Source organism: Candidatus Pelagibacter sp. PS_23 (assembly GCF_059417905.1).
Window position 1 is genome coordinate 956,401 of sequence record NZ_CM182071.1, and the last position, 23,298, is coordinate 979,698.

Annotated in this window: 19 protein-coding genes; 6 read left to right on the plus strand and 13 right to left on the minus strand. The window is 29.9% G+C overall.

Annotation, left to right across the window (positions count from 1 at the left end; translation table 11 throughout):
* Nucleotides 1–204: 204 nt before the first annotated feature.
* The 5 genes from amt to AC5SLY_RS05115 all read right to left on the minus strand — a co-directional run bounded on the left by amt (nt 205) and on the right by AC5SLY_RS05115 (nt 4,219).
* Nucleotides 205–2,442 carry an ammonium transporter gene (gene amt / locus AC5SLY_RS05095; RefSeq protein WP_494593085.1) on the minus strand — a complete coding sequence of 746 codons (2,238 nt, stop codon included), beginning with the start codon at nt 2,440–2,442 and terminating at the stop codon, nt 205–207.
* A 13-nt stretch (nt 2,443–2,455) separates the two neighbouring features.
* Nucleotides 2,456–2,785, minus strand: coding sequence for a heavy-metal-associated domain-containing protein (locus tag AC5SLY_RS05100; RefSeq protein ID WP_011281442.1), 330 nt, complete (start codon nt 2,783–2,785; stop codon nt 2,456–2,458).
* A gap of 132 nt (nt 2,786–2,917) precedes the next feature.
* Nucleotides 2,918–3,208, minus strand: a complete 291-nt coding sequence (locus tag AC5SLY_RS05105; protein WP_018414356.1) for a hypothetical protein — start codon at nt 3,206–3,208, stop codon at nt 2,918–2,920.
* 72 nt (nt 3,209–3,280) lie between these two features.
* A complete protein-coding gene (locus AC5SLY_RS05110) occupies nt 3,281–3,724 on the minus strand; it encodes a type IV pilin protein (protein ID WP_494598667.1) in 444 nt (147 codons plus the stop codon).
* Between the two features lie 9 nt (nt 3,725–3,733).
* Entirely contained in the window at nt 3,734–4,219 is a 486-nt protein-coding gene (locus tag AC5SLY_RS05115) for a prepilin-type N-terminal cleavage/methylation domain-containing protein (protein WP_494598668.1), read from the minus strand.
* Nucleotides 4,220–4,377: 158 nt separating this feature from the next.
* On the opposite strand from AC5SLY_RS05115, the gene AC5SLY_RS05120 reads away from it, so the two are divergent.
* Genes AC5SLY_RS05120 through AC5SLY_RS05130 form a run of 3 tightly spaced genes read left to right on the plus strand, consistent with a single transcriptional unit; the run spans nt 4,378 to nt 5,400 of the window.
* Nucleotides 4,378–4,662, plus strand: a complete 285-nt coding sequence (locus AC5SLY_RS05120) for an STAS domain-containing protein (RefSeq protein ID WP_006997853.1) — start codon at nt 4,378–4,380, stop codon at nt 4,660–4,662.
* On the plus strand, nt 4,659–4,958 hold the full coding sequence (locus tag AC5SLY_RS05125) for an STAS domain-containing protein (RefSeq protein WP_006997852.1): 300 nt from the start codon (nt 4,659–4,661) through the stop codon (nt 4,956–4,958). Before AC5SLY_RS05120 ends, AC5SLY_RS05125 begins: the two co-directional genes overlap by 4 nt.
* Nucleotides 4,959–4,965: 7 nt before the next feature.
* Nucleotides 4,966–5,400 (plus strand): ATP-binding protein, encoded by a 435-nt coding sequence (locus AC5SLY_RS05130; RefSeq protein WP_006997851.1) that lies wholly within the window; start codon nt 4,966–4,968, stop codon nt 5,398–5,400.
* On the opposite strand, the gene AC5SLY_RS05135 is transcribed toward AC5SLY_RS05130, so the two are convergent.
* From AC5SLY_RS05135 to AC5SLY_RS05165, 7 genes are all read right to left on the minus strand, one after another.
* Nucleotides 5,397–6,629, minus strand: a complete 1,233-nt coding sequence (locus AC5SLY_RS05135; protein ID WP_006997850.1) for a type II secretion system F family protein — start codon at nt 6,627–6,629, stop codon at nt 5,397–5,399. The genes AC5SLY_RS05130 and AC5SLY_RS05135 overlap by 4 nt on opposite strands.
* A gap of 2 nt (nt 6,630–6,631) precedes the next feature.
* Complete coding sequence (locus AC5SLY_RS05140) at nt 6,632–8,383, minus strand: GspE/PulE family protein (RefSeq protein WP_018414358.1); 1,752 nt, start codon at nt 8,381–8,383, stop codon at nt 6,632–6,634.
* Nucleotides 8,383–9,939, minus strand: a complete 1,557-nt coding sequence (locus AC5SLY_RS05145) for a secretin GspD/PilQ domain-containing protein (RefSeq protein ID WP_018414359.1) — start codon at nt 9,937–9,939, stop codon at nt 8,383–8,385. Before AC5SLY_RS05145 ends, AC5SLY_RS05140 begins: the two co-directional genes overlap by 1 nt.
* Before the next feature lie 2 nt (nt 9,940–9,941).
* Nucleotides 9,942–10,448, minus strand: a complete 507-nt coding sequence (locus AC5SLY_RS05150; protein ID WP_006997847.1) for a hypothetical protein — start codon at nt 10,446–10,448, stop codon at nt 9,942–9,944.
* The gene (locus AC5SLY_RS05155; RefSeq protein WP_006997846.1) at nt 10,435–11,112 is read right to left on the minus strand and encodes a hypothetical protein; all 678 of its coding nucleotides are present in this window, start codon (nt 11,110–11,112) and stop codon (nt 10,435–10,437) included. The genes AC5SLY_RS05150 and AC5SLY_RS05155 overlap by 14 nt, the downstream gene beginning before the upstream one ends.
* A gap of 2 nt (nt 11,113–11,114) precedes the next feature.
* On the minus strand, nt 11,115–14,048 hold the full coding sequence (pilM, locus tag AC5SLY_RS05160; RefSeq protein ID WP_494598669.1) for a pilus assembly protein PilM: 2,934 nt from the start codon (nt 14,046–14,048) through the stop codon (nt 11,115–11,117).
* Nucleotides 14,049–15,389: 1,341 nt separating this feature from the next.
* Nucleotides 15,390–16,736 (minus strand): GAF domain-containing SpoIIE family protein phosphatase, encoded by a 1,347-nt coding sequence (locus AC5SLY_RS05165; RefSeq protein WP_018413512.1) that lies wholly within the window; start codon nt 16,734–16,736, stop codon nt 15,390–15,392.
* A 99-nt stretch (nt 16,737–16,835) separates the two neighbouring features.
* Here AC5SLY_RS05165 and AC5SLY_RS05170 point away from each other — a divergent pair, with 99 nt between their 5' ends.
* From AC5SLY_RS05170 to AC5SLY_RS05180, 3 genes are all read left to right on the plus strand, one after another.
* Complete coding sequence (locus AC5SLY_RS05170) at nt 16,836–17,600, plus strand: A24 family peptidase (RefSeq protein ID WP_018413513.1); 765 nt, start codon at nt 16,836–16,838, stop codon at nt 17,598–17,600.
* Nucleotides 17,601–17,666: 66 nt separating this feature from the next.
* Nucleotides 17,667–18,380, plus strand: coding sequence for a hypothetical protein (locus AC5SLY_RS05175; RefSeq protein WP_018413514.1), 714 nt, complete (start codon nt 17,667–17,669; stop codon nt 18,378–18,380).
* On the plus strand, nt 18,381–18,590 hold the full coding sequence (locus tag AC5SLY_RS05180; RefSeq protein WP_018413515.1) for a hypothetical protein: 210 nt from the start codon (nt 18,381–18,383) through the stop codon (nt 18,588–18,590).
* Nucleotides 18,591–18,621: 31 nt separating this feature from the next.
* On the opposite strand, the gene AC5SLY_RS05185 is transcribed toward AC5SLY_RS05180, so the two are convergent.
* A complete protein-coding gene (locus tag AC5SLY_RS05185) occupies nt 18,622–23,295 on the minus strand; it encodes a PilC/PilY family type IV pilus protein (protein ID WP_494598670.1) in 4,674 nt (1,557 codons plus the stop codon).
* Between the last annotated feature and the right edge of the window lie 3 nt (nt 23,296–23,298).

Here is a 23,298-nt window from a genome sequence, read left to right on the forward strand (position 1 = left end):
TAATTTAAAATTTCATGCATAGTTCCACCCATTTTGATCATTTGTCAACCCATTTTGGTCAGTTGTAAATATGATAAGATAAACCCTCAAAAATAAAGTTATAGTAATCTTTATAAATGTGATTAATTAGATAAATTAATAATAAATCTTAAAATTTCTTTAATAACTTATGTGTTATTTATGAATACCGATTGGTATAATTTCTTATTTACCAATTGCAATAATTGTTAAATCATCATCAAGAATATCATTATCTTTTTTAACGCCATCTTCCACAATTTCTTTTTTTAAACTTTTTAAACGAATTTCTTCTGTCGCACTTGTTAATTCTTTTTGTAATGAAGAGTTTGTGTGTTTTAGGATTAATTCTTTTACACCATCAATTCCTATTTCTTGTTTATTTTCATCCATACATTCTGAAAATCCATCAGTAAAACAGTAAATTCGTCCACCATTTAATTTAAAGCTTTCTAATTGATAAACACTTTCATCTTTATGCTTAATGACTGCCAAAGGCATTGAGCTTGAAGGATATTCTTTAAAATCTTTACCCACTTTTAATAAAGTTGGCTGATGTCCTGCATTTGCAATTTCAACTAAATCTGTTTTCAAATTATATCTTCCAACAATTGAAGTAATAAAGGTACCAACAGGATTAGTTTCTTTCAAATCATTATTCATCTCTAATAAAATTTCGTTAGGCTTAAATTTTTGCTTAGCGAAGATCTTAAATAAAGTAATAGCTTTTGCCATAACCATTCCTGCATTCACCCCTTTTCCTGAAACATCAGATAGGGTGAAATACACCTCATCATCATGAAGGTAAAAATCATAAAAATCTCCCGAGATTTCTCTTGCAGGAATATTTAATCCAAATATTGGATAGTTTTCTATATCTCTTTTTGGCATTAATCGTTGCTGAACATTCATTGCAAGTTTAATTTCTTTAGAAACTCTATTCTTCCATTTGTTTTTTTGCTTTTCACTTTGTTCCAATTTGTTCATTATGACATTATATTGCGTGCCAATAATTCCACTTTCAGTAAAAGGATCTTGTGGTGCGCGGCTTGAATAATTGTCTGATTTTGCTTGATTAGTTAATACCTCAAGTAATTCGTGCGTGTCCGTTGATGCATTGTGTTCTGAAATATTTAAACCAAGTTCTTCATGAATTTTACTTACTCTTAGAGGGAAAAATGAATTAATAGTTTTTAATATTAAATAAGAACCAATGAAACAAAAAGCACCAATTGAACTTATGCCAATTAGTTGAATATATATTTGTTCTAATCTTGTTTTTTCAACACCCATCAATTCAAAATTTGCAAACAAAGCAACTGCAATAGTTCCCCAAATTCCACATGCTAAGTGAACTGGTATTGCACTAACCACATCATCAATTTTAATTTTTTCAAGTAATACAATTGTTGAGCCTGAAATAATTCCACCAATACTTCCTATTATAATTGCATGAGTGGGATCAACATAAGCACAAGAAGCAGTTATTGAAACTAGTCCTGCAAGGGGACCCGTGATCATAAATAATGGCTCTGGTTTTTTTAAGACAATGATACCCATAATACTTGAAAAAATAAGTCCAAAGGATGCTGATAAAAAAGTATTAATTAAAATTAATGGAATTTTTAAATCCATTGCACCATTAGCACCACCATTAAATCCAAACCACCCAAACCACAAAATTAAAGCACCTAAAGCTGCCATTGGTGTATTACTTCCTTGAAAAGATTTTTTTTTATCATCTTCTCTAAATCTTCCAGTACGGTTACCAACTACCAGTAATACTGATAAAGCAATCCATCCTCCTACAGAGTGTACAACGGATGCACCTGCAAAATCTAAATATCCTAATTGACCTAACCAACCAAATTTTTGATCAGGATTTTCAAAATTAAATGCCCAAGACCAGTGACCTACAATTGGATAAAAGAGGCCAGAAACTAATAATGTAATAATTATATATGAGAAAAACTTTAATCTTTCTGCAACTGCACCTGAGATAATAGTTGCAGCTGTTGCAACAAACATTGCTTGGAAGACAAAATATGTTTGATAGCCTGCAACCTTAGTGGTGAAGAAAAAAAATTTGGTACCAAACAGTCCTGATACACTGGTTCCATACATTAATGCGAAACCAAACGCCCAAAAAACTACAACAGATATTCCAAAGTCTGAAACATTTTTAAGGGCAACGTTAATACTGTTCTTGTTCCGAGACAAACCAGTCTCTAAACACATAAAGCCTGCCTGCATTAAAAAAACAAGGATTGCACAAATTAAAAGCCAAAAGGTATCTAAATTTGCTTGTAAGATTGCATCTAAGCGAAATTCTAATGCATTTAAAGCTCCCTTATTAGTAAGCTCTAATTGATTTATGTTGGACTGCAGCTTATTGAGTAATATCTGAGTATCAGCTGCAGTCATAATTTTATTTTAATTAATCTACTAATTTTCTAGCTTCACCAGCATCAGTAATAATCTTATCAACACTCACCACTTTAATAACTTCAAAGCCTGTTCCAAGGATTGCTTTTTTATAATCTTCATTAGATAAATCAGATTTATCAGGGTAAGATGATACCGCAACACCTTCTGGCCATGAGACTTTAACAGTAGCAGATGGGCTAGCTGCTTGAAGTGCTTTAGTTACCATTTTTTGGCATTTAATACACATCATTCCATTTACTTGGGCAATTTGAGTTTGAGCTGCAAATAAATTGGTTGAAAATAAAACAAAACCTAAAAATAGTATATATTTTTTGAACATAGTTTTTCCTATTGTTAATTATAAGTCAAAGCTATCACGTATCAATTCATTTTAAAATTCGTCAATCGCCCAAAATGAGGCCTTTTGATTAAGATGAGCTCAAATTCCTATATTTCTTGAATAATTTATATATTATCTATGAATACTCATTGGATCAAAATAACAATCCATATGATCTATAGTTTCAAAAAAAATTTCATTTAACTCACTAGAATGGACCGTTGGACAAATTTTTTCTACATTTAATTCATTGATATAATCTTTATTAAATTTTTTCATTGCTGAAGAGCCAGCATAAGATGCTGAAGCTTGTAAAATACTTCCAGAGTTAACTAGAGTTAAGCTTGGCCCAAGTGCTGCAGAATATGGACCGCAATTATTTAATAACGGTATAAGCAAGAATATTAAAATAATTTTTTTCACATCATCAATTTATACAAGAATATTTAATTTGAAACTGTAAAACTATCCATTATGGGTGGTTAGCTAATTTTTTTAGCAATATTCGCCTCTAGTAAAATTGCCGTTACGACTAAGGATTAATTGGCAAGGATTTTCATTTTTAATTTCTTCTGCAATTATATTAAAATTTGAAGAACCTATGCTTGCAACACAAATTTCATAACCCATGTCTTTACCAATTTGATCTCCTCCACCAAATAAAATTGTTTCAATATCATTAGATGTTGATGAAGAAGGTGTACAGCTATCATCGTCCTGCGTGTAATAACTTCCACTATTTGAATATTCTTCTGTTTGAGCTAGTGATATTTGTAGCATCACATTTTTTGCAGATTTTTCTTTAGTGCCTGAAATATAACCGCTGTAAGTAATAACTCCTACAGAAGCTAAAATACCAATTATTGCTACCACAACTACAAGCTCAACCAGGGAAAACCCTAGTGAGCTTTTAGTTTTTATTTTTTTTGTTTCTTGCAATCGAGATGATTATTCTATTGCAACAGCATTAGTTAGTACGTCAGCAGTTGCGTCGTCACCATACTGTGTTGAAACGGTAATAGTTCCCTCACCATCCCCTGTTATTGTTGTAACACCTTTTCCTAATGCTAGACATGTTGTACTACCATCTGAAGCCGTTGGCACAGTACTACCGTCTGTTACTCCTTTACAAACTGGCGTGTATGTGTTTTTAAAATCTGCTAGTGCAGCAACAGCACCACTCATGATTAAAGCTTCTGTTCTGCCTGAACATGTTAAGTTTCCACTCATTGCAGTAGACTCTGTACCCATGTTACATTTTTGAATTTCAGCAGCTAAATATTTTGTTACTGCCCCTTGGTTTGATTTAGAAGCATTAATTTTTGCACTCTTAGTGTAACCATTGTAAGCAACAACACCTACCGCAGCTAAAATACCTATAATTGCTACAACAACTAGCAATTCAATAAGTGTAAAACCTTTATTATTTTTCATAATTTCCTCTGTTATTAGTTATTATTATTAAATTTATTATAATTATTGATGGTGTAAACTAAAAATCTTATTATATTAAATAATAATCAAAGATAATTGACCATATTGGGTTTACTTGTTTCTTATTTTTGTTAATAGCTATAAATAGTAAATAAAATATGAAATATAAAGTTACAGATAATGAAAATGTAAGCACTGTTTTTCTTACTGGAGAAATAGATATGGATGTTGCAGATGAGGTAAGAGAAATTGTTTTTCCTTTAATTGATGCTGGAAAAGAAGTTCATTTAAATTTAAAAGATGTACCCTACATGGACTCTTCTGGTATATCGATAATTATAGAAAGCAATCAAAGAGCTCGAGAGAAAAATACTAAAGTTGAACTTAAAGAGGTTAGTCAACCTGTTGAAAAAGTTCTAGCAATGGCAAGAAAGTTTTTATGACATACAAAATTACAGAAGAAGACAATATAAGCACCATATTTTTAGATGGTGAAATAGACATGGATAAAACGGATGAAGTTAAGGGAGTTATCTTTCCTGTTATCGACTCTGGTAAAAATGTTGCTTTAAATCTAAGTAATGTTCAATACATGGATTCTTCTGGTATTTCAGTTTTAATAGAAAGTCATCAAAAAGCCCTTGAGAAGGGAACCAAGCTTGTCATTAAAGATGTGAGTAAATCTGTTTTAAAAGTAATCATGATGGCAAAGTTAGAACAAATTTTAAATTTGGAGTAAATAAATTATGAGTTTAGAAAACTTTAGTCATTCAGAAAAAAAAGATTTTTTAGTTAGCTCAGCAAGTTTGAAAGATGTCAGAGCTTTTTCTAGAGATGTTTTTGAAAAATTTAAAATTGATGAAGATTTAAGAGAAGAGTTAGTTTTAGCGATTGCTGAAGCTGCGCAAAATATAGTTAAACATGCATATAAAGATATGCCTGACACTCAAGATAAAATGGTTGTAAGAATATCTTGTAATGATGATGTTCTAGAGATTTCTTTCTTTGATAAAGGCAAACCAGTAGAAAAAAGCAAAGTTAAACATAGAGCGATCGATGATATTAAACCAGGTGGACTAGGAACATTTTTCATTCAACAAATTATGGATTCAATTAATTTTGAACCAGGAAAAGAACCCTGGATTAATAATTTAGTTTTAACCAAAAAATTAAAAAATTAGTTAATTAAAGCACCCACGTTAAATATTGGTGAGTACATAGCTATCATTAAACCACCAATCATTACTCCCATGAAAACAATCATGATAGGTTCAATTAAAGCAGACATGTTATCGACTGTAGTATCAAATTCTTCTTCATAATAAGCAGATACTGAATTAAACATTTCATCTAATTGACCTGTTTGTTCTCCGACAGAAATTAATTGACTAAAAGTCGGTGGGAAGAGTGGTTCTTTTAAAAAAAGTTTTGTTAAGGTGTCACCAGAGAACACACCTTTTTTTACACTCTCTAGTGCATCCGTTATCACATCATTATTACTAACTGATTTTGCAATTTCTAAACTCTCTAATAAATTTACACCAGCAGCACTTAAATTACCTAAAATCAATGCAATTCTTGCCAGTAGAGATTTTAAGATCATATCTCCAAAAATAGGTAATTTTAAAATTTGTTTATGCCATCTAAAACGAATTGCAGCATTTCTTTTTACAATAAAATTAAACCCGAAATATCCACCTATTCCACCAAACAGAATTACTTTTCCACCTGTACCACTTAAAAAATCACTCATTGCCATGATGGTTGCTGTTGCAGCGGGTAATTCTAAGCCCATTCCATCGTACATTTTTGCAAATACTGGAACTACTTTAATCAACATAAAAGCACTTACAGTAATCGCTACTGTAAACATGATTGCTGGATACATTAAAGCTCCCTTAATTTTTTTCTTAATCTTTTCTTTTTTCTCTAAAGAATCTACTATTTTAAGTAAAAATACATCTAGCTTACCACTTGCTTCACCAGCCTTAATCAAGTTGACATAAATATTATCAAAGTATTGCGGATACTTTTCAAAACATTTTGATAAGTTCACACCCCCTTCTAAACTTTTTCTTATATCTTCTATAATGTCTTTAAGAGCAGGACTTTCTAATTGATCTCTTAACATTATTAAAACCTGTAAAATAGGTAAGCCCGCCTTAACCATGGTTGCAAATTGCTTTGAGAATATAAGAATTTCTTCTACTTTAACTTTTTTTTTCCCAAAAAGAGATGAGCCACCTGATTTTTTTTTTGCTTCACCTTTTTTTTTCTTAGACTTAATTATGTTGGTGATTATTACTTTTTTTTCTTTTAATAAATGAGAAGCTTCATCAAGGTTGATTGCCTCAATATCTCCTTCTACATATTTACCTTCGGATATTCCTTTATAAGTAAAAGCTTCCATTTTTATTCGCTTGAAAGAATTCTCTCATACTCTCTAAAATTAAGCTCACCAGATGCAATCATTCTTCTACCCATATCTTGCATCGTTCTAAATCCTTCCTTAATAGCTATTTCTCTTAATTCAGGAGTGGTTGCTTGTTTTAAAATAGCTTCTTTAATTGGTTTTGATACCACTAAGATTTCATAAACACCTTGTCGACCTTTGTATCCTGAGTCACTACATTTTGCACAACCTTTACCTTTGATGGCTTTTACTTTTGAAGCGTCTTCATCACTAAACCCCATATCTTTAAGAACCTTAGGATTAACATCATCATCAGGCACTCTACAATCTTTACAATTTTTTCTAGCTAGTCTTTGGGCTACAACAAGTTGGCAGGCAGCACTTATTAAATAATCTGGCGTTCCCATGTTTTGTAATCTAGTAATAGTACTTGGAGCGTCATTAGTGTGTAGAGTACTAAATACTAAGTGACCTGTAAGGGCAGCCTTTAATCCGATATCAACTGTTTCTTTATCCCTCATCTCACCAACTAGAATAATTTCAGGGTCTTGTCTTAAAAAAGATCTTAAAGCTTTAGCAAAAGTAAAACCGATATCATCTTTAATTTGTACTTGTCCTACACCATCTAATTCATATTCCACAGGATCTTCAGCTGTTAAAATATTTAAATGGGGCTTACTTACTTCTTTTAAAATACTATATAACGTTGTTGATTTCCCAGATCCTGTTGGTCCAGTTACCAAAATTAATCCCTGACTACCGTGAATTCCTTTTCTTAGACTTTCTAAATCTTGCTTTTCAAAATTTAATTGTTCAAGGGTAATATCTCCCGCGTCTTTGTTAAGAATACGCATAACAATTCTCTCATTATTTGCAGTAGGTAAAATTGATAAACGTAAGTCAACTACTTTATTACCAATTTTAAAATTAATAGCTCCATCTTGTGGTAATCTTCTTTCTGCAATATCTAATTTACCCATAATTTTAAATCGAGTAACTACTGCCCCGTAATTGTCATGCAGAAACTGTCTATAGGTTTCTTGTTCTTGAAGCATACCGTCTAATCGATATCTTACTCTTGAACTAAATCGGTAAGGCTCTATATGAATATCACTAACACCCATTTTAATTGCATCTGCTACCACCGCTGTACTAAATTTGATTACCTCTGACTCATTTTCAATTGCTTCAATATCTTCTTCTGGTTTATTGTCTAAAACTTCCCCTGCATCTCCTAAATCTGTTTCAAAAGTTTTTGTTTTTCTCCTATTCTCATTTCGAATTGACGCAATAGTTACTTCATCTGTTTCAGATGACAATCTCTCAATATATTCAGAAATATCACTTATTTTTGCAGCATGAAGTTCTATGTTTTTTTTTGTAATAGCTTTCAAATTTCGCATCAATCCCAATTTTGAACTATCTGGAATTGCCATGTGTAAAGTTTTTCCATCAATTTTAAATGGTGCTACAAAATTCATCTTAATATAGTTTGATGGTAAAACTGTTTTTACTTCTTCAGTAATTTCAACTGACTTTAGATCAATTATTTCTAGATTTTGTTCTTTAATTAATAAATCAATTATTTTTTTTTCATCAGTAAGCTTTAATTCAAATATTGCATCAATTTGAGATTTATTGTTTTCAGTACTTACTTTTTTAATGTCTATTAAATCTTTTCCAGAAATAATGTCATTATCAATTAAGACATTAACTAAATTAATTTCACTCTCTCTACTTATTTTAAACATTATAAAATTCTTGGAGCGATAAATACCAATAACTCGTTCATTGTATCAGAATTTGATTTTCCACTGAGTACTTTTCCTAGAATTGGTACTTTTGACGTTCCTGGAACACCTTGTCTATTATTTGCTACGTTATTTTTTTTAATACCACCAATTACAACTATATCTCCATCAGCTACTAATAATTTTGTATTTATCTCCATTTTATTTACACCTACTGATGCTGCATTTGCTCTATTTGGAGTATCATTGTTTACTTGAATTGAAAGCATGACGTTTCCATCACCTATGATATTAGGAGTTACTATCAATTTTAATGATGCATCAACTGGTTTATCTTCCCCTTCTCCACCATCAATATAAATTGTTTCACCCTGATTAATACTTGCTTGTTGATTATCTAATGTAAATAATTTTGGATTAGATACTGTTTTTGATAAGCCTTGAGCTTCTAAAAAATCAAGTTCAAGTTTTAAAACAGCAGAACCTGTTTTTTTCAATATTCCAATTCCACTTGTTGCAGCAGCTGACCCAAAATTTACTAAATTATCTGTTCCAGCACCGCTTGTAAAAGCACCTGTTGATTCAGATAATGCAGCCCCTGATCCTGATGCAGCTCCTACACTGCTACCTCCTTGTGTACCACCCATTCTTAAACTTTTTCTTGTATAAGCGGCTCCAAGTCTTTTTCCTAAACTTTGCTCAAATGTTGAAGTAGCTTCAACTATAAAAGCTTCTATTAAAACTTGTTTTGTTCTTTTATCAATTTCTCGAATAACTTTATCAACGATATCTAAATCTTTTTCTTTACCTCTAACAATAATTGATCTTGTGGTTGCTTCTTCCGTTACTTGTATTGGTATAAAATTCCCATTCGTTCCAACAGATGTAAATAATTCTGTGATTGTGGCTTTAGCTTCTGATGGGGTTATATAATAAAGTCTAAAAATTTCTGAAATAATTGGTTCTACTGAATCTTCTAATTCAACTTTTTTCTTAACTGCTGAAGCTCTCGCTGATTTATAACCTTCTTGTGACGTTAGATTAGCAGGAGTTGAAACTCTAATAATATTACTTGCTACATCTATGTCTGCTGCATAATTTTTTAAATCTAATAATGCATTAAATGCTTTATCCCATGGAACATTATCTAACTCTGCACTTATTGATCCTGCCACATCGTCACCTACTAAAATATTAATTTGACCAACTTCAGACATTAATTTCATTGCTTCTTTAAAATCTAAAGCTTGAAATTTAAAAGAAACATTTTGTTTTAAAGATTTGAAATCTTCCGAAATTAATAAATAATTTCTCTCTTTAACAGATGATATTTGTTTTCTTTTTTTAAGCTTTATGACATCACCTTCAGCAGGAGTTGGTCCCATTTCTACACTTTTTTCAACCTCTAGTTTTCCAGTTTTCTTGATATCAGTTTTTATTAGTGGGGTGTCGTGTTTAAAAGAACCAGTGTTTTTAGCAAATTTTTCAGCACAACCTGTTAAAAAAATAAATAAAAAAGGTAAAATTAAAAATAATATTTTGTTTTTAAATTTCATAATTATTTTGTTCTTTCTGTAATTTTATTATTAAAATTTATCACTAAGAGAGAGTTTTCATTTTTTTCAAAAACTGCTTCTCTATTATTTAATCCAACTAATTTTACTCCAGGGCTTAATTCTTCAAACCTAGCTAAAGTAATTATATTTCCACTTGAATTAATTAAAGATACGAACCCATCATCATTTGCAGAGGTCATTATCCCAACTAATTTAAACTTATATAAGCTCATTTCATTTTGTGCCTCTTCTGGATTACTTGATAAAATTGTATTACCACCAGTTAATGAACTATCTCCAGCAAAAGGATCGTTTAATGGAAGAGGCTCTTCATCTTTAATTTCTGATGAAATATTCGATTGTGAATTTGCCTGTTTTTCTTTGATCTTTTTATTTATCTCTTTAGCTTTATCAATAATGTTTTGCTCTTTATCATGACTATCAGCCATGGAAACTTTTGATAGCAACATAAAAAACACTGAAATAATGATTATTTTAAAAAAATTCATTTGGTAACCCCACTATTGTTAACGTACCTTTTACTTTTATCGCTCCAGTTGTATTCCCTTTTACCACCTGAATAGACTCTTTGTCAAAGTTTAACATTTTGTTAGAAAGCGATAGAGCTCTTTTAAATTTTATGTAACCAATAAAATTACCATCAATTTCAAAATCAACAGGGATCAAATAATAGGCAATATTTGCAACATTTTTAACTTGGTTGTTTTTCTTTTTTTTCGTTTTTTTACCGTCTGCTTGGGCTAAGGCTTGTGCTTTTAATACTTCTTGAATTACCTTTTTTTCAATTCTAGTGATTACTAGATCATTTTGTCCGGCGTATTCACTTAATGTTTGATAAAGACCCTCTACTTCAGCTTTAGAATGAAACAAGCTAGAGTATTTTTCATAATCAGGCTTAAGTTTTTTAATTCTTGCTCTCATTGAATAAATTTCAGAAGTAAATTTTGCAGTTTCTTGTATTTTCAAATTCATGTCGTCCAATTTAGCTTTTCTAGACTCAACCATTGGATTTAAAATTGCGTAATAAATTATTAAGAAAAAAACAATTGCACCAAAGATTATTCCTATTTTTATAAGAGTTTTTTTATCAGCTAATTTTGTAATCTGATCCTTGATATCAGACATGTTAATATTTTTTAAATCTATATCCATTGCTATATTTTACCTGTTTTAATTTTTACAAACACTCTAAAACCTTTCATTGTAGCACCACCTACTGTAGATTTTGGTAATCGCATTGATGATAATGATGCTTGCTCAACCAATTTTTGATTTCCTAAATTTTCTATAAATTTCAAAATATCTTGATCACTTGCAGCTATTCCTTGAATAGTTAATCTTCTAGATCCATTAAATTCAACTTGATCAAATTTTACACGGTTTGGAACACTTGAGGCTACTTGAGCTAAAATTCTATAAGTTAATTCTTTATTTGATTTAAGTGTTCTACTTAATTTTAAAGACGTATTAATTACACTAAGTTCTTTTGAAACTATTTTTTTCTGTTTAATAATTTTAGCATGATCTATTTTTACAGTTTCATATTGTTTTAATTTATTATTATAGGAAACAATATTCCAAAAAGATAAACCAAATAATACCACATAAATTGCAACTACAGCAGCAGTAATACCCTTGAATGCAAAACCTGAAATTGCTTTCATCTTCTTTTGCTTCATTACATTTGATCTATCTGGAAGAAGATTTATATTTTTAACTGCAGTAACAAATTTATAATAACCAAAGACATCAAGTTTTCTAAAGGCTAAGCCAACAGAAGTAGATAGATAAGATCTATTTAACTTATTATCTAAAATTTGTTGATACTGACTTGGAATTTTTAATCCTTCTGTGGGATCAAAAGTGTTAAATCCAACATTCATTAAAATTTTTCTAAAACTTCCTAAATATTCATCGACATTTTTAATATCTGAAACAACTTTTATGTTTCGAATTCTCTTTTCATATTTAGTCTCAAAATCTTGAATTGCTTGCTTAACTTGAGTAACATATCTTCTAACTAATCCTTCTTTTTCTTCAGTATCTTGGGAATCTTGTAAAATTTTTCTATCTTGCCCTCTAATAAAAATATCAGTTATTATTGGGTTATTATTATAGAGGATCATTAAATAATTTTCATCTAATCCAAATTCTAAAACAGCAGTTAAATTGGCATCCTCAGTTTTATTTGTTATTTGATTAACTTGATCAACTGATGACTTTAAAGCAAAACATTTAACATCTATGATTACAGGATTTAAACCTGCATTTTTAATTATTGAAGTATAACTATTTATATCAGTTAATTTTGATGCAACGAATAAAATATCCATTGTATTTTCTTTATCATTTCTATTTATGACTTGATGAAAAATAGAATAATCTTCCAAACTATCTGTTAGTTGAACTAGGTTTTCCCACAATGAATTAGTTTCGATTGCTTTATTTAATTCATCTTCTTTCATTAAAGGTGCGGTGACTACTCTTATGATTGCACTAGTTACCGGAATAGCAATTGCTGCATTTGGTGAAGTTATTTTGTATTTTTGAATTGCTAATACTAATTCTTCTGAAAATTTATCCGCATTATCAATTGGAGTACTATCATCTGTAATGTCGACGGGGTGAATATGTAATTTTTCTAACACCCATTGATTAGCTTTGTTACTAGAAACTTGGACTATTCTTATTTCTTTATTTGCTAACTCAATACCAATTATTTCTTCGCCTTGAACACTAGATTTACCTAATTTGGATTTGAAAAAATTTTGTATTTTTGATTTATAATTTCCAACTTTAGAATTATTAAAAGATGATTTTTTTATATTTTTAGCAAAATCTGGTTTTTTAATTTTAATTTCCTTAATTTTTCCAAAAATATTTGATAATTTACTTTTTACCTGATCTTGGGTAGATATTTCTGAGTTTTCATTTAATGGAACACTTGAAGTTTGTGGTTGTGCTTCATTATTACTTTGATTGGTTGTTGAAATATCAATTTGTGAAGATTCACCCTCTTCTGGCTTAATATTTTCTTCAATTTTTAATTTTTTACTTTCTTCATGAACATCATCAAACCATTTTTCCAAAATTGGTATTGCATCATCTAAATTTGTTGTTCCAGAAGATGAAATTTTTTGTTTACCATCAATATAAAGTCTACCTACCCAGTTTCTTGATTTAAGTTCACCTTTATATTTATCTTGCCTTACATATATATGTAGTCTTCCATCTTTTTTATGAATTACCTCATGCTCTTTTTTTTGTTCCTCATTATTAGTATTTGATGCACTTACATTTTGCTCAACAGATTCATCTTGAGATTGTAAAGTTTCTGAATTTTCAGTTAAATTATCATTTTCATTGGATTTTTCTGATTCATTATTATCAGTTTCTTGAGGATTTAAAGTATCAGTTGAATCGTTTTCAGATTCGTTTTCTTGATCACTCTTTAGAGTGTCTTCATCATTATTAGTATTTGATGCACTTACATTTTGCTCAACAGATTCATCTTGAGATTGTAAAGTTTCTGAATTTTCAGTTAAATTATCATTTTCATTGGATTTTTCTGATTCATTATTATCAGTTTCTTGAGGATTTAAAGTATCAGTTGAATCGTTTTCAGATTCGTTTTCTTGATCACTCTTTAGAGTGTCTTCATCATTATTAGTATTTGATGCACTTACATTTTGCTCAACAGATTCATCTTGAGATTGTAAAGTTTCTGAATTTTCAGTTAAATTATCATTTTCATTGGATTTTTCTGATTCATTATTATCAGTTTCTTGAGGATTTAAAGTATCAGTTGAATCGTTTTCAGATTCGTTTTCTTGATCACTCTTTAAAGTGTCTTCATCATTATTAGTATTTGATGCACTTACATTTTGCTCAACAGATTCATCTTGAGATTGTAAAGTTTCTGAATTTTCAGTTAAATTATCATTTTCATTGGATTTTTCTGATTCATTATTATCAGTTTCTTGAGGATTTAAAGTATCAGTTGAATCGTTTTCAGATTCGTTTTCTTGATCACTCTTTAAAGTATCTTCCTCTTTATAATCAAATTTATCTTTATTATCTTCGTCCATAAAACTTATAAATAAAAAATTAATATTTTAATTGTTAATTGATTCTCTAACACAAAATTAATAAAATTCTAACACAAGATTATAATCATTATGTTCAAAATGGGTTTAATTTAATAATGAAATACAAAATATTCAATTAAATCAACAGTTTATTAAAATCATTGAAAAAAATTAAATTTAAGATATTTTTTTCTAAATAATATTTTCTCTAACACATTTATCATAATTTTATCTTTTTATATTGTGTTAGAAATTTAATATTTTTTTCTATTTTTAAAAAATAAGTAAAATAGCTATTTTTTATTAAAACAACTTTTAATTGTTTTTTGTGTGAGAGAAAATTTTTTTTGTGTGAGAGAAAAATTTATTTGTGTTATAATTTTTTTAATTTTTTTTGTTTAGAATTATTCTAATATATTTTTTTTCCCTACATTAGAAATATTCCAAACTATTTTTTTTCTCTTTAGAAAGATTCTAATATATTTTTATTTTACTTTAGAAAGATTCTAATATTTTTTTTACAAATTTTAGAATTATTCTAATTTATAAAAAAAAAAATTATTTTTTTTCTCTAACACAAAAATTTTATTCTAACACATTTAAAAAAAAAAAATTATTTCATTTTGTGTTAGAAAATTAACATAATATTATTTTTTAAAAAAGTAAGTAAAATCAACGTTTTTAATATTATGAATATAAAACATAAAATGTGTTAGAGCTATATTTATTTTGTGTTATAATTATTAATATTATCATATTTTTAAAAAAGTCAATAAAATCAACATTTTTTATATTTTCAATAAATTTATTGATTTGTGTTAGAGATAATTTTAATTTTTATCCTATGTGTTAGAGATAATTTATATTTTTTATGCTGTGTGTTAGAGATAAATATGAATATTAACAAAGTCTCAAACAATCTTACATCACTCATCCCTTTGGGATAATATGTATAAATTTTAACATTGATCCATCAATTTTCGATTATTGCGGATGACAATATTAGATTTTGATACAATTTATATTATGGTTAAAGCCTAAATCTGGGACTAAACTCAAATTAACTAATTAAATCTGATTTGTGGCAAATTATGAGAGATTTCACTCTAAATTAGAGATTTGACTATCAGTATAGGATTTATAGCAAATTATGAGGGATTTCACTCTAAATTAGAGATTTGACTAGGATTGCAGGATTTATAGCAAATTATCAGATATTTGACCCAAAATTAGAATTATTACATGAAACTGGGGGTAATTACTCTTATTAACTGGAAACTATCCCATAAACATTTTTACTCTATCTTAAAGAGTGTAAATAAAAACATCTATCCATAATTATTAACCATCAACCGTTACAATTGTTAAATCATCCTTTTGTATTCGACCAGATTTAATTATATCCTCAATAATCTTGTTTAATCTTTCATGGTTTGGAATTTGTTGATACTTTTTTATATAATCTTTAAATCCTTCTGCCTCTAACATATTTCCTTTAGCATCTCTTATTTCAGTAATACCATCAGTAAAAATATACATTGAGCTGTTTGAAAAATTAATTTTAGTTTCTTTAAATTTAAACTTAGGAGCAATGCCTAAAGGAGGTCCTGCTTCTTCAAAATTAGAAAAGTTTCCATCTTTAGAATAAATTAACGGAGGTTCATGACCAGCGTTTGATAAAGTTAATTCTTTTTTGTTACTATCGTAAATTCCAACCAGCATTGTTACAAACATTCCTCTTGAAGTAGTTTCACAAATTTCTGTATTTAAAATATCTAAAAGACCTGCTGCAGAAAAATTTGTTTTACTTAAACATCTATAAAGACTAGATGCTTTAGACATTAGTAATGAAGATTTAATTCCTTTACCTGAAACATCTGCAACTCCAAATCCGTAAACTCCATTAGATAATTCTGAAAAATTATAAAAGTCTCCAGAAACAACTTTGGCAGGAATATTTATTCCAGCAATAGGAAAATTTTCTTTAATGTTTTGAGATAGTAATGTTTTTTGAATCTCTCCAACAATTTCTATTTCTTTTTCTATTCTATTTTTAACAATCAAATCTTTTGCCATCTTAGCATTTCTAATTGCTAATGCAGCAGGACCAGATAAAGTTTCTAAAAGTTTTCTATCGCTTTCTTCAAAAAGTTTGTTGTCTGTTTTTTTATTTAAACAATGAATAACACCAATACATTCATCTGAAACAATTAATGGTGAACATAAAACAGAATAAGTTGTAAAATTTGTTTTATTATCTAAATCAAAATAAAATTCTGCAATTTCTCTTACATCCTTTCTAACATCTCCAACTCTTATACATTGTTTCATGAGTGCTGCTTTTCCCATGACACCTTGAGTAATTGGAATTTCAAAATCTTCTAGATATGCTTGGTGTTTTGATGCAATACATTGAAAGTTTTGCTTATCATTATCTATTAAAAAAATGTTAGCAGCTTGAGCATTAATTCTTTTAATAATTAGCTCTAATGAAGTTTGTAGTGTTTCTTTTAAATCAAGAGTTTTAGCAAACTCCTGGCCCATTTTTGTAACCAATTCTAAGTCTTTAACGCTTGTATTGTCGACTTTTATTGTTTCTGTTTTTTTAGCACCAAAGAACATGTTATTTATAAATTGATATTCATTAAATTTTTGATAGTTTTGAGACTGATGGAACTCATTATTCATAGTCCTAACTTCTACTTACACCTTACAGACGCAATGATGCTTGTACAATATTGCATTGATGGTTTCATAGAACTGTCCTCCAAAATTAAATTATAAGTTGTGTTATATCTTATAGCATTTATCTTTGGAAGTATATGGGGCAGCTTTAGTAACGTTTGTATCCATAGAATTCCTGACGATATAAGCGTTGTAACAGGAAGATCCCACTGTCCATCCTGTAAAACCCTAATTAAATGGTACGATAACATTCCATTATTTTCATATTTGTTTTTAAGAGCAAAATGTAGAGGTTGTTCGGCTAAAATTAATATTAAATATTTTTTAGTAGAATTAATATCATCAATAAATTTTATAGTAATTTTTCATTTCTTTGGAGTTTCATTAACTACTCTTCTTTTTTTTATTTTAAGCATCTGTTTTGTGATTATTTTTTTTATTGATTTAAAACATTTCATAATTCCAAATGAGTTAACGTACCCTCTTATGATAATTGGTTTATTAAAATCATTTGATCCAAATTTAAATACCACTCTGTTTCCAAATTTAGTTAACTCTTTAATAGGTGGTTTGTTTGGTTACATAATCATTTGGTTAATAATTTTTACTTATAAAAAATTAAGAAACAAAGAAGGAATGGGTTTGGGTGATGCTAAATTACTTTCTGTAATTGGTTTTTGGTTTGGATGGGCTTCAATTCCTTTTGTAATATTTTTTTCATCTGTCATTGCACTTTTAAGTGTTGTTCCAGATATAATTAAAAATAAAAAAGATCTTTCGTCTCAAATACCTTTTGGTCCTTATTTAATTATAGGAAACTTAGTTTTTCTTATTTTTAATGAACAGATAAGATTATTTTTGAATTAAAAATATAACCCAGAGTGGTCGATTAACCATTAGAATTATTTTTTAAATTAATATAGATCAGTGTGTATGAAAAAATTTCTTTCCATAATAACCATATTCACTTTATCTTTTTATATATTGGTTGAATTTATAGGAGACAGATTAATTAAAAATATATTAGAAGATAATATTTCAAGTTCATTAAATAGAGAAGTATCAATTAAAAAATTAAGTATTGATTATTTAAGTGGTGAAGCTCGTGCAAATAACATTAAGATACTTAACAAAAAGTTTGATGGTAATTTAGCAGAAGTAGATTTTGTAAAAGTAAATTTAGATACATTCTCAATTTTTTCTAATGATATATTGATTAACGATGTTCAATTAAACAATATAAATTTAAATTATTATTTTAAATTTTCTGACAGAATTACTTCAGACAATCTAAGAAATCTTCAACAAGATCTTGAATTTAAAAATACCGAATCTCAATCAAGCAAATACTTTAATATTAAAAACCTAGATGCTAAAAATATTAATTTAGCCGTATTATCTTCTGATTTTGATTTTGAAAAAACCTTTTCAATTAATGATATGAATTTTAAAGATATTGGTAATACTAAGGATAGTAAAAACTACAAAGATATTTTAAAAAAAGTATTTAAAGACATGGTGGTTGATGTGCGAGAAAAAATAATGAGTAATAATTTATTAGACACTGTTAAAAATTTAGATATCAAGCAAATAGAGGATAAAGTAAAAGACAAATTAAAGAACAAACTGAAAGGTTTGATTAACTAAATGAATACTTTTTTATTTATCAACATTATTATTGCATCATTAAATATATTCATTTTAATTTATGCGTATTCTTTAAATTTTTTTCCAATCAAATGGAGAAGAAAAATAAAACAGGACTCAATTGTTGGTTTAGCAATTATATTTATAACTATGCTTGATATGTTTGTTTGGGTTCTATATTCCTATTTTAGGTTGTTTTCAGCTTCTTAAAGCCACTTGTGAGAGTGTGTTATAACTTGAATTAATATCCCGTATCTCTCCAACCACCTGTATTTGATAAAACCTCACCAGGAACAGCTATAACAGAATATAAAGTATCACTGTCTTCACTAGGCCCTGCAACGTTTGCGTATAGTTTATCACCAAATATTACTAATTCAGATAAAACCCCTTTTCTAATGAATGTACAGTTGCTTCCGTTTGCTTCCGCACCTTTAACAAGTTTATGTGAATTATTAGTTCCACATTCATCATCTGCTACACAAATATATGCATTTCCAATATTACATCGATTTGAACCTGGAGGCGGTTCATAAACTGGAAAATATACTTGTCCTTTAAATAAAGTTGGTGGGGCAGATGCTTTTCTGTGTGAATTATTATCACCTTGTGTATCTAAATGGATTACCCAGGCACTTTCTGCAGAATCTGGGCAAAGACTAGCATCAGTATCTCCTGTAACATCTGAGCAAACAGTTGCATCATCAATCGATTTAGCGTTATCCGCTCCTTGATGAGCTGTGGATGTGAAAGCTTGATCATTAAATGAAGGAATAGTCACTCCATTTAAATGTTTAAAATAAGGATAATCAGAATCTCTAATTCCATATAAAATGTTATCCATATCTCTATCTATATCTCCAAGTTTATTAAAGTCTCCAGTACCACCAAACAACCAAAAATCTTTTGTAGTAACTCCTATGCCTGCATCCATTGAGAAAAAAGTGTATCGTTTATTTGAAGTACTTGCTTTTAATCTAAATAATGTTGTTTGATCAAATAATTTAGCATCATTTTTTGTAGAGTCTGTTAAATTTATTTTAGTAATTTTTCCTTCTCTATCATTAATATAAACCATTGCTCCACGCCAAGGAATTCCAAATGCAGTATCAGGAGTGATCACAAGTGGAGAAGTTGGAACCGCATTATTAATATCACTACCGTTAGGTGTTGCAATCACATCATTTCCAATAACTACACCTTCTGGTGAAGTATCAACAATTGTGATTGGTCCACCGTTTTGATCTCCACCGTAAAGTTTTCCTGGCTCATCCATGTTGTCTAATTCAACCATAAACAAAGCAGAGCCCGCACATAAATTATTATTAGCCATTCCTGCACCCATAATTGCAACATATTTATCATTTGCTGGGTCTTCTCTCTCTCCTTCAATGTCAGATGGTAATCTTACAATTCTTGGTGTTGACCAAGTCTCACCTAATTTACTATAGTCAAAGAAAGGATCAATTCCAGAAGATGATGTACAAGAAGTTTGAATAAAAATATTATTTGTTAATCTTGTTTCATTATCACTGATACCTCCTGCATTTTGAATTTTATCTTCTGGGAAAGTAATTACAAATTGACCATTAACCATTTTTGCATCAGTAAACGCGACAGGTGCAAATTCACCGTCAACCAATTCTGTAACATTTAATCTATTTGGATCTATTGATTGATTATTTGGCGTATCAAAGAAAATATCATTAAAAGTAAATGTTTTTCCTATATAACAAGATGCAGTTCCATCAGTCCTAAAATTATTAGTTGCATCAGCATTTGACTGACAAGCAGCTATTGCATCTTGTTGAGTAGTTACTCCAGAGTCAAGTCCACCATCAGTATCAACAGCAGAATTTAAATTACTTTGTGCCTTTTCTGCTTCTTCTGAAAGGCTTAAGGAGGCTGAACTTGAGTAATATTCTTCTGATCTAACCTCTCCTTCATAATCCATAATATATACAACATTATTTATATAATCATTGTATACAGTGAACATGTGTAATGGTCCTGCACCATCTCTTACTAGTGGAGTGGTTACATCTAATACTGAGAAACCTGATCCACCACGACCAAAGGGTTGAAACAATATTGTATGCCAACTTGGTGATGCTTCAACATCGCCTTCAGGGGTTAGGCCCTTCATAAACACGTCGTGAACAATTGGCGAACCATCTACTCCGAATATCGCATTACTACCTCCTTGAAACCCATCAACTTTGCCATCAAGATTCGCATTTATTAATGTGGATAATTTTCCAACTAAGAATGGCGGAAGGAAAGCCCATTCTTCATTACCGGTTTCTGCACTAAATGCATGAAGCAATCCACTGTTAGAGCCCGCATACAAAACATCTCTTCTATTTTTTTGTTCAGATTTAAAGGCTTGGTAATTATTAATGGTTCTAAAGTATGCTTCCTGATTATTATCTGTAAATTGAGTATTTCCATCTGGTGCTCCAATTTCAATTAATTGAGAATGGTATATATCTCCTAACACATGTTCTCTTAACTCTGTAATGTTACAATCTCCATCATAATCAAAAAAATCTTGACCAGCTAAAAAACGCAGAAGTCCATCACGTTCATCATCTGTAGTATCATCTCCTCCACAATTAGAGGACGAAGAATGGTAATTCGAAAGTTCAAATCCTAATCTTGTCATCTCCCCTTCTAATAAAGATGCGGTAGTATCACTAACATTGTCCCAATTACCGATATAATCATAAGATGGATCTGAAAGTGGTGTCCAAATATTTCTGCTATCATTTGTACTTGGATCAAGTGGTCCTCCTGAAGATTGAGATCTTACTTGAACTGCCGCATCCCAATTTCCTGGCGCATTTGAATCATGCTCAACTGTTCCGTCAGCATTTAATGTTTTTCTTAAAATAGTCCCTTTCCATTCACCAAATTGCTCATAAGCGAATTGTGCTTGATATAATGAACCTCCTTGCTGAATAGTTGCTGTAATTGAAGGCGCAGTAAATGCTAAACGCTCAGCTAAAATTTGTCTAATCTTCTGTTGAAGTTCTGTCTTAAGTGCTTGAGGAGTTTTAGCAACAATAGTTGGTTCACAATCTTCACTACCAGCAGTGTCGCAAGAGCCCTTCAAAGCTAATGCATCAAAATATGCCATACCCTGTGAATAAATTCCATCTCCATAAGCAACCATCAAACTTTTAATACCTAAATCATTTCTTAATCTTGTGATTCTATTGGCAGCTTCTCCTCTTTGTCCAAGTACTCCCGAACCACCTGTAAACATTCCATCCCCAATTATAATTACATAATTTAATTGACAATCAGAATCTGGATCATGTGGAGAAACATTATCATCATAAAAATAATCGTGAGCCAATTGGGACCAAGCATTAGCGTCTGTTCTTCCATCAACATTTAAGTTCCCAAGATATTGGATGGCATTTGCTGCACCTTCAGGGCCAATTCCAACCTGTAAACAAGCATCTTTATCACAAATTCTGCTTCTACCAGCTGGATGATTACCTTGCCATCCACCATAATATTGACCACCACCACTATATCCATTCCAATAACCAAAACCAAAATTTGCACCGCTTGTCAAAGTGGTGTCGGTAAAAATTGCAGTAATTGCTTCTTGTGCACCTTGTAACCTTGTTTTTTGTGGGCCTCCATATTGGATTTGCCATGCACTATCTTTTCCTACAGCAGTAAAACTACTTTCAGTTAGCTCATCAACATAGCCATTATGACTAAAAATCAGTCTTCCACTTGAAACTTGTAAGCCACTTATATTATCTGTAACCCTAATATCATCAGCATCTAAATTACCTGCAGTTGCTGTATTTGATAATGCACTACTCGTACCAGCTGATGCAGTAACTCTGCAACTAGTATTTGAAGTCCATTCTACTCTATGAACTTTTCTAGAGTTCAAATAACCTCCCGTATAAAACACATTATCAGAGCTGCTTGAAAAATCCCAAGTAGCAAAATAACCAATACTACTTCCGTTACCTTTACAATATCTATAACTACGACTATTTGAAGTATTGCTACTATCTATTACTCTTTGTCCATTACTTATTTTAGTATTATAACCCCATAAGTGTCCATTAGCAGATACATAAATTTTAGTTGTATCACTACTTAATCTAATCCTATATCCATTGTATAATTTTCCATATGCATCGGATGACTTTTTACCTTTCCCCTGAACTTGTGCACAATCACCATCAGTAATATTACAAGTTAATTGGTAGGCACCTTTTTTCATCCCTCCTTTACCAAAAGCTGCCAAAATAAGATCTCCATCTGAATTTGTACCTGTGTCTAAGCCTAATATTTGATTAGAGCTAGTAGGAGTTATAGCAAGTCTACATCTATATTGATCGTCAAGAGCAATTATAGCTGCTGCCCCACTTTTATTATATTGAGCAACAAATATTAAATTTTCATTAGAAATATTCGTCCCTGCAACACTAACACCTGCATGATATCTTACATCGGTGTATTGCATTGTACTGCTAATAGGGTGTTGCCTAGTTTGTGAGCCATCTCTAATACGATAATCACAACGTTGATCAGTTGTATTGCTAGCCCACCATCTATCGACTGTATAACTTCCATCCGATTGATTTGTGCCTGTGATATTAAGTTTTTGACCTCCGCTATCAAAAAGTATTAGTCCGCCTTTATTACTGTCAGCAGATGCTAAAACTCTATTTCCATTTCCATCAATAGTAAATGAATGTTGTTTAGGTATTGCAAATCCTATTCTATTTTTCATACTCTTTGAATTATCTAATAGAATTAAAATATTAGCAGGAACATCACCTTCACCAGATCCTGGCGGTAATGGTTTTGCATAAGTTAATTGATTAAAATTTAAAACTAGGATTAAAAGAATAAAAATTTGAAATAATCTTTTCATAAA

Coding starts and splice junctions, on each gene's coding strand:
- AC5SLY_RS05120 (WP_006997853.1), top strand. CDS start 4,378: ATGAAATATAAAGTTACAGATAATGAAAATGTAAGCACTGTTTTTCTT.
- AC5SLY_RS05140 (WP_018414358.1), bottom strand. CDS start 8,383: ATGTTTAAAATAAGTAGAGAGAGTGAAATTAATTTAGTTAATGTCTTA.
- AC5SLY_RS05115 (WP_494598668.1), bottom strand. CDS start 4,219: ATGAAAAATAATAAAGGTTTTACACTTATTGAATTGCTAGTTGTTGTA.
- AC5SLY_RS05130 (WP_006997851.1), top strand. CDS start 4,966: ATGAGTTTAGAAAACTTTAGTCATTCAGAAAAAAAAGATTTTTTAGTT.
- AC5SLY_RS05125 (WP_006997852.1), top strand. CDS start 4,659: ATGACATACAAAATTACAGAAGAAGACAATATAAGCACCATATTTTTA.
- AC5SLY_RS05175 (WP_018413514.1), top strand. CDS start 17,667: ATGAAAAAATTTCTTTCCATAATAACCATATTCACTTTATCTTTTTAT.
- AC5SLY_RS05180 (WP_018413515.1), top strand. CDS start 18,381: ATGAATACTTTTTTATTTATCAACATTATTATTGCATCATTAAATATA.
- AC5SLY_RS05145 (WP_018414359.1), bottom strand. CDS start 9,939: ATGAAATTTAAAAACAAAATATTATTTTTAATTTTACCTTTTTTATTT.
- AC5SLY_RS05150 (WP_006997847.1), bottom strand. CDS start 10,448: ATGAATTTTTTTAAAATAATCATTATTTCAGTGTTTTTTATGTTGCTA.
- AC5SLY_RS05185 (WP_494598670.1), bottom strand. CDS start 23,295: ATGAAAAGATTATTTCAAATTTTTATTCTTTTAATCCTAGTTTTAAAT.
- AC5SLY_RS05100 (WP_011281442.1), bottom strand. CDS start 2,785: ATGTTCAAAAAATATATACTATTTTTAGGTTTTGTTTTATTTTCAACC.
- AC5SLY_RS05165 (WP_018413512.1), bottom strand. CDS start 16,736: ATGAATAATGAGTTCCATCAGTCTCAAAACTATCAAAAATTTAATGAA.
- AC5SLY_RS05155 (WP_006997846.1), bottom strand. CDS start 11,112: ATGGATATAGATTTAAAAAATATTAACATGTCTGATATCAAGGATCAG.
- AC5SLY_RS05135 (WP_006997850.1), bottom strand. CDS start 6,629: ATGGAAGCTTTTACTTATAAAGGAATATCCGAAGGTAAATATGTAGAA.
- pilM (WP_494598669.1), bottom strand. CDS start 14,048: ATGGACGAAGATAATAAAGATAAATTTGATTATAAAGAGGAAGATACT.
- amt (WP_494593085.1), bottom strand. CDS start 2,442: ATGACTGCAGCTGATACTCAGATATTACTCAATAAGCTGCAGTCCAAC.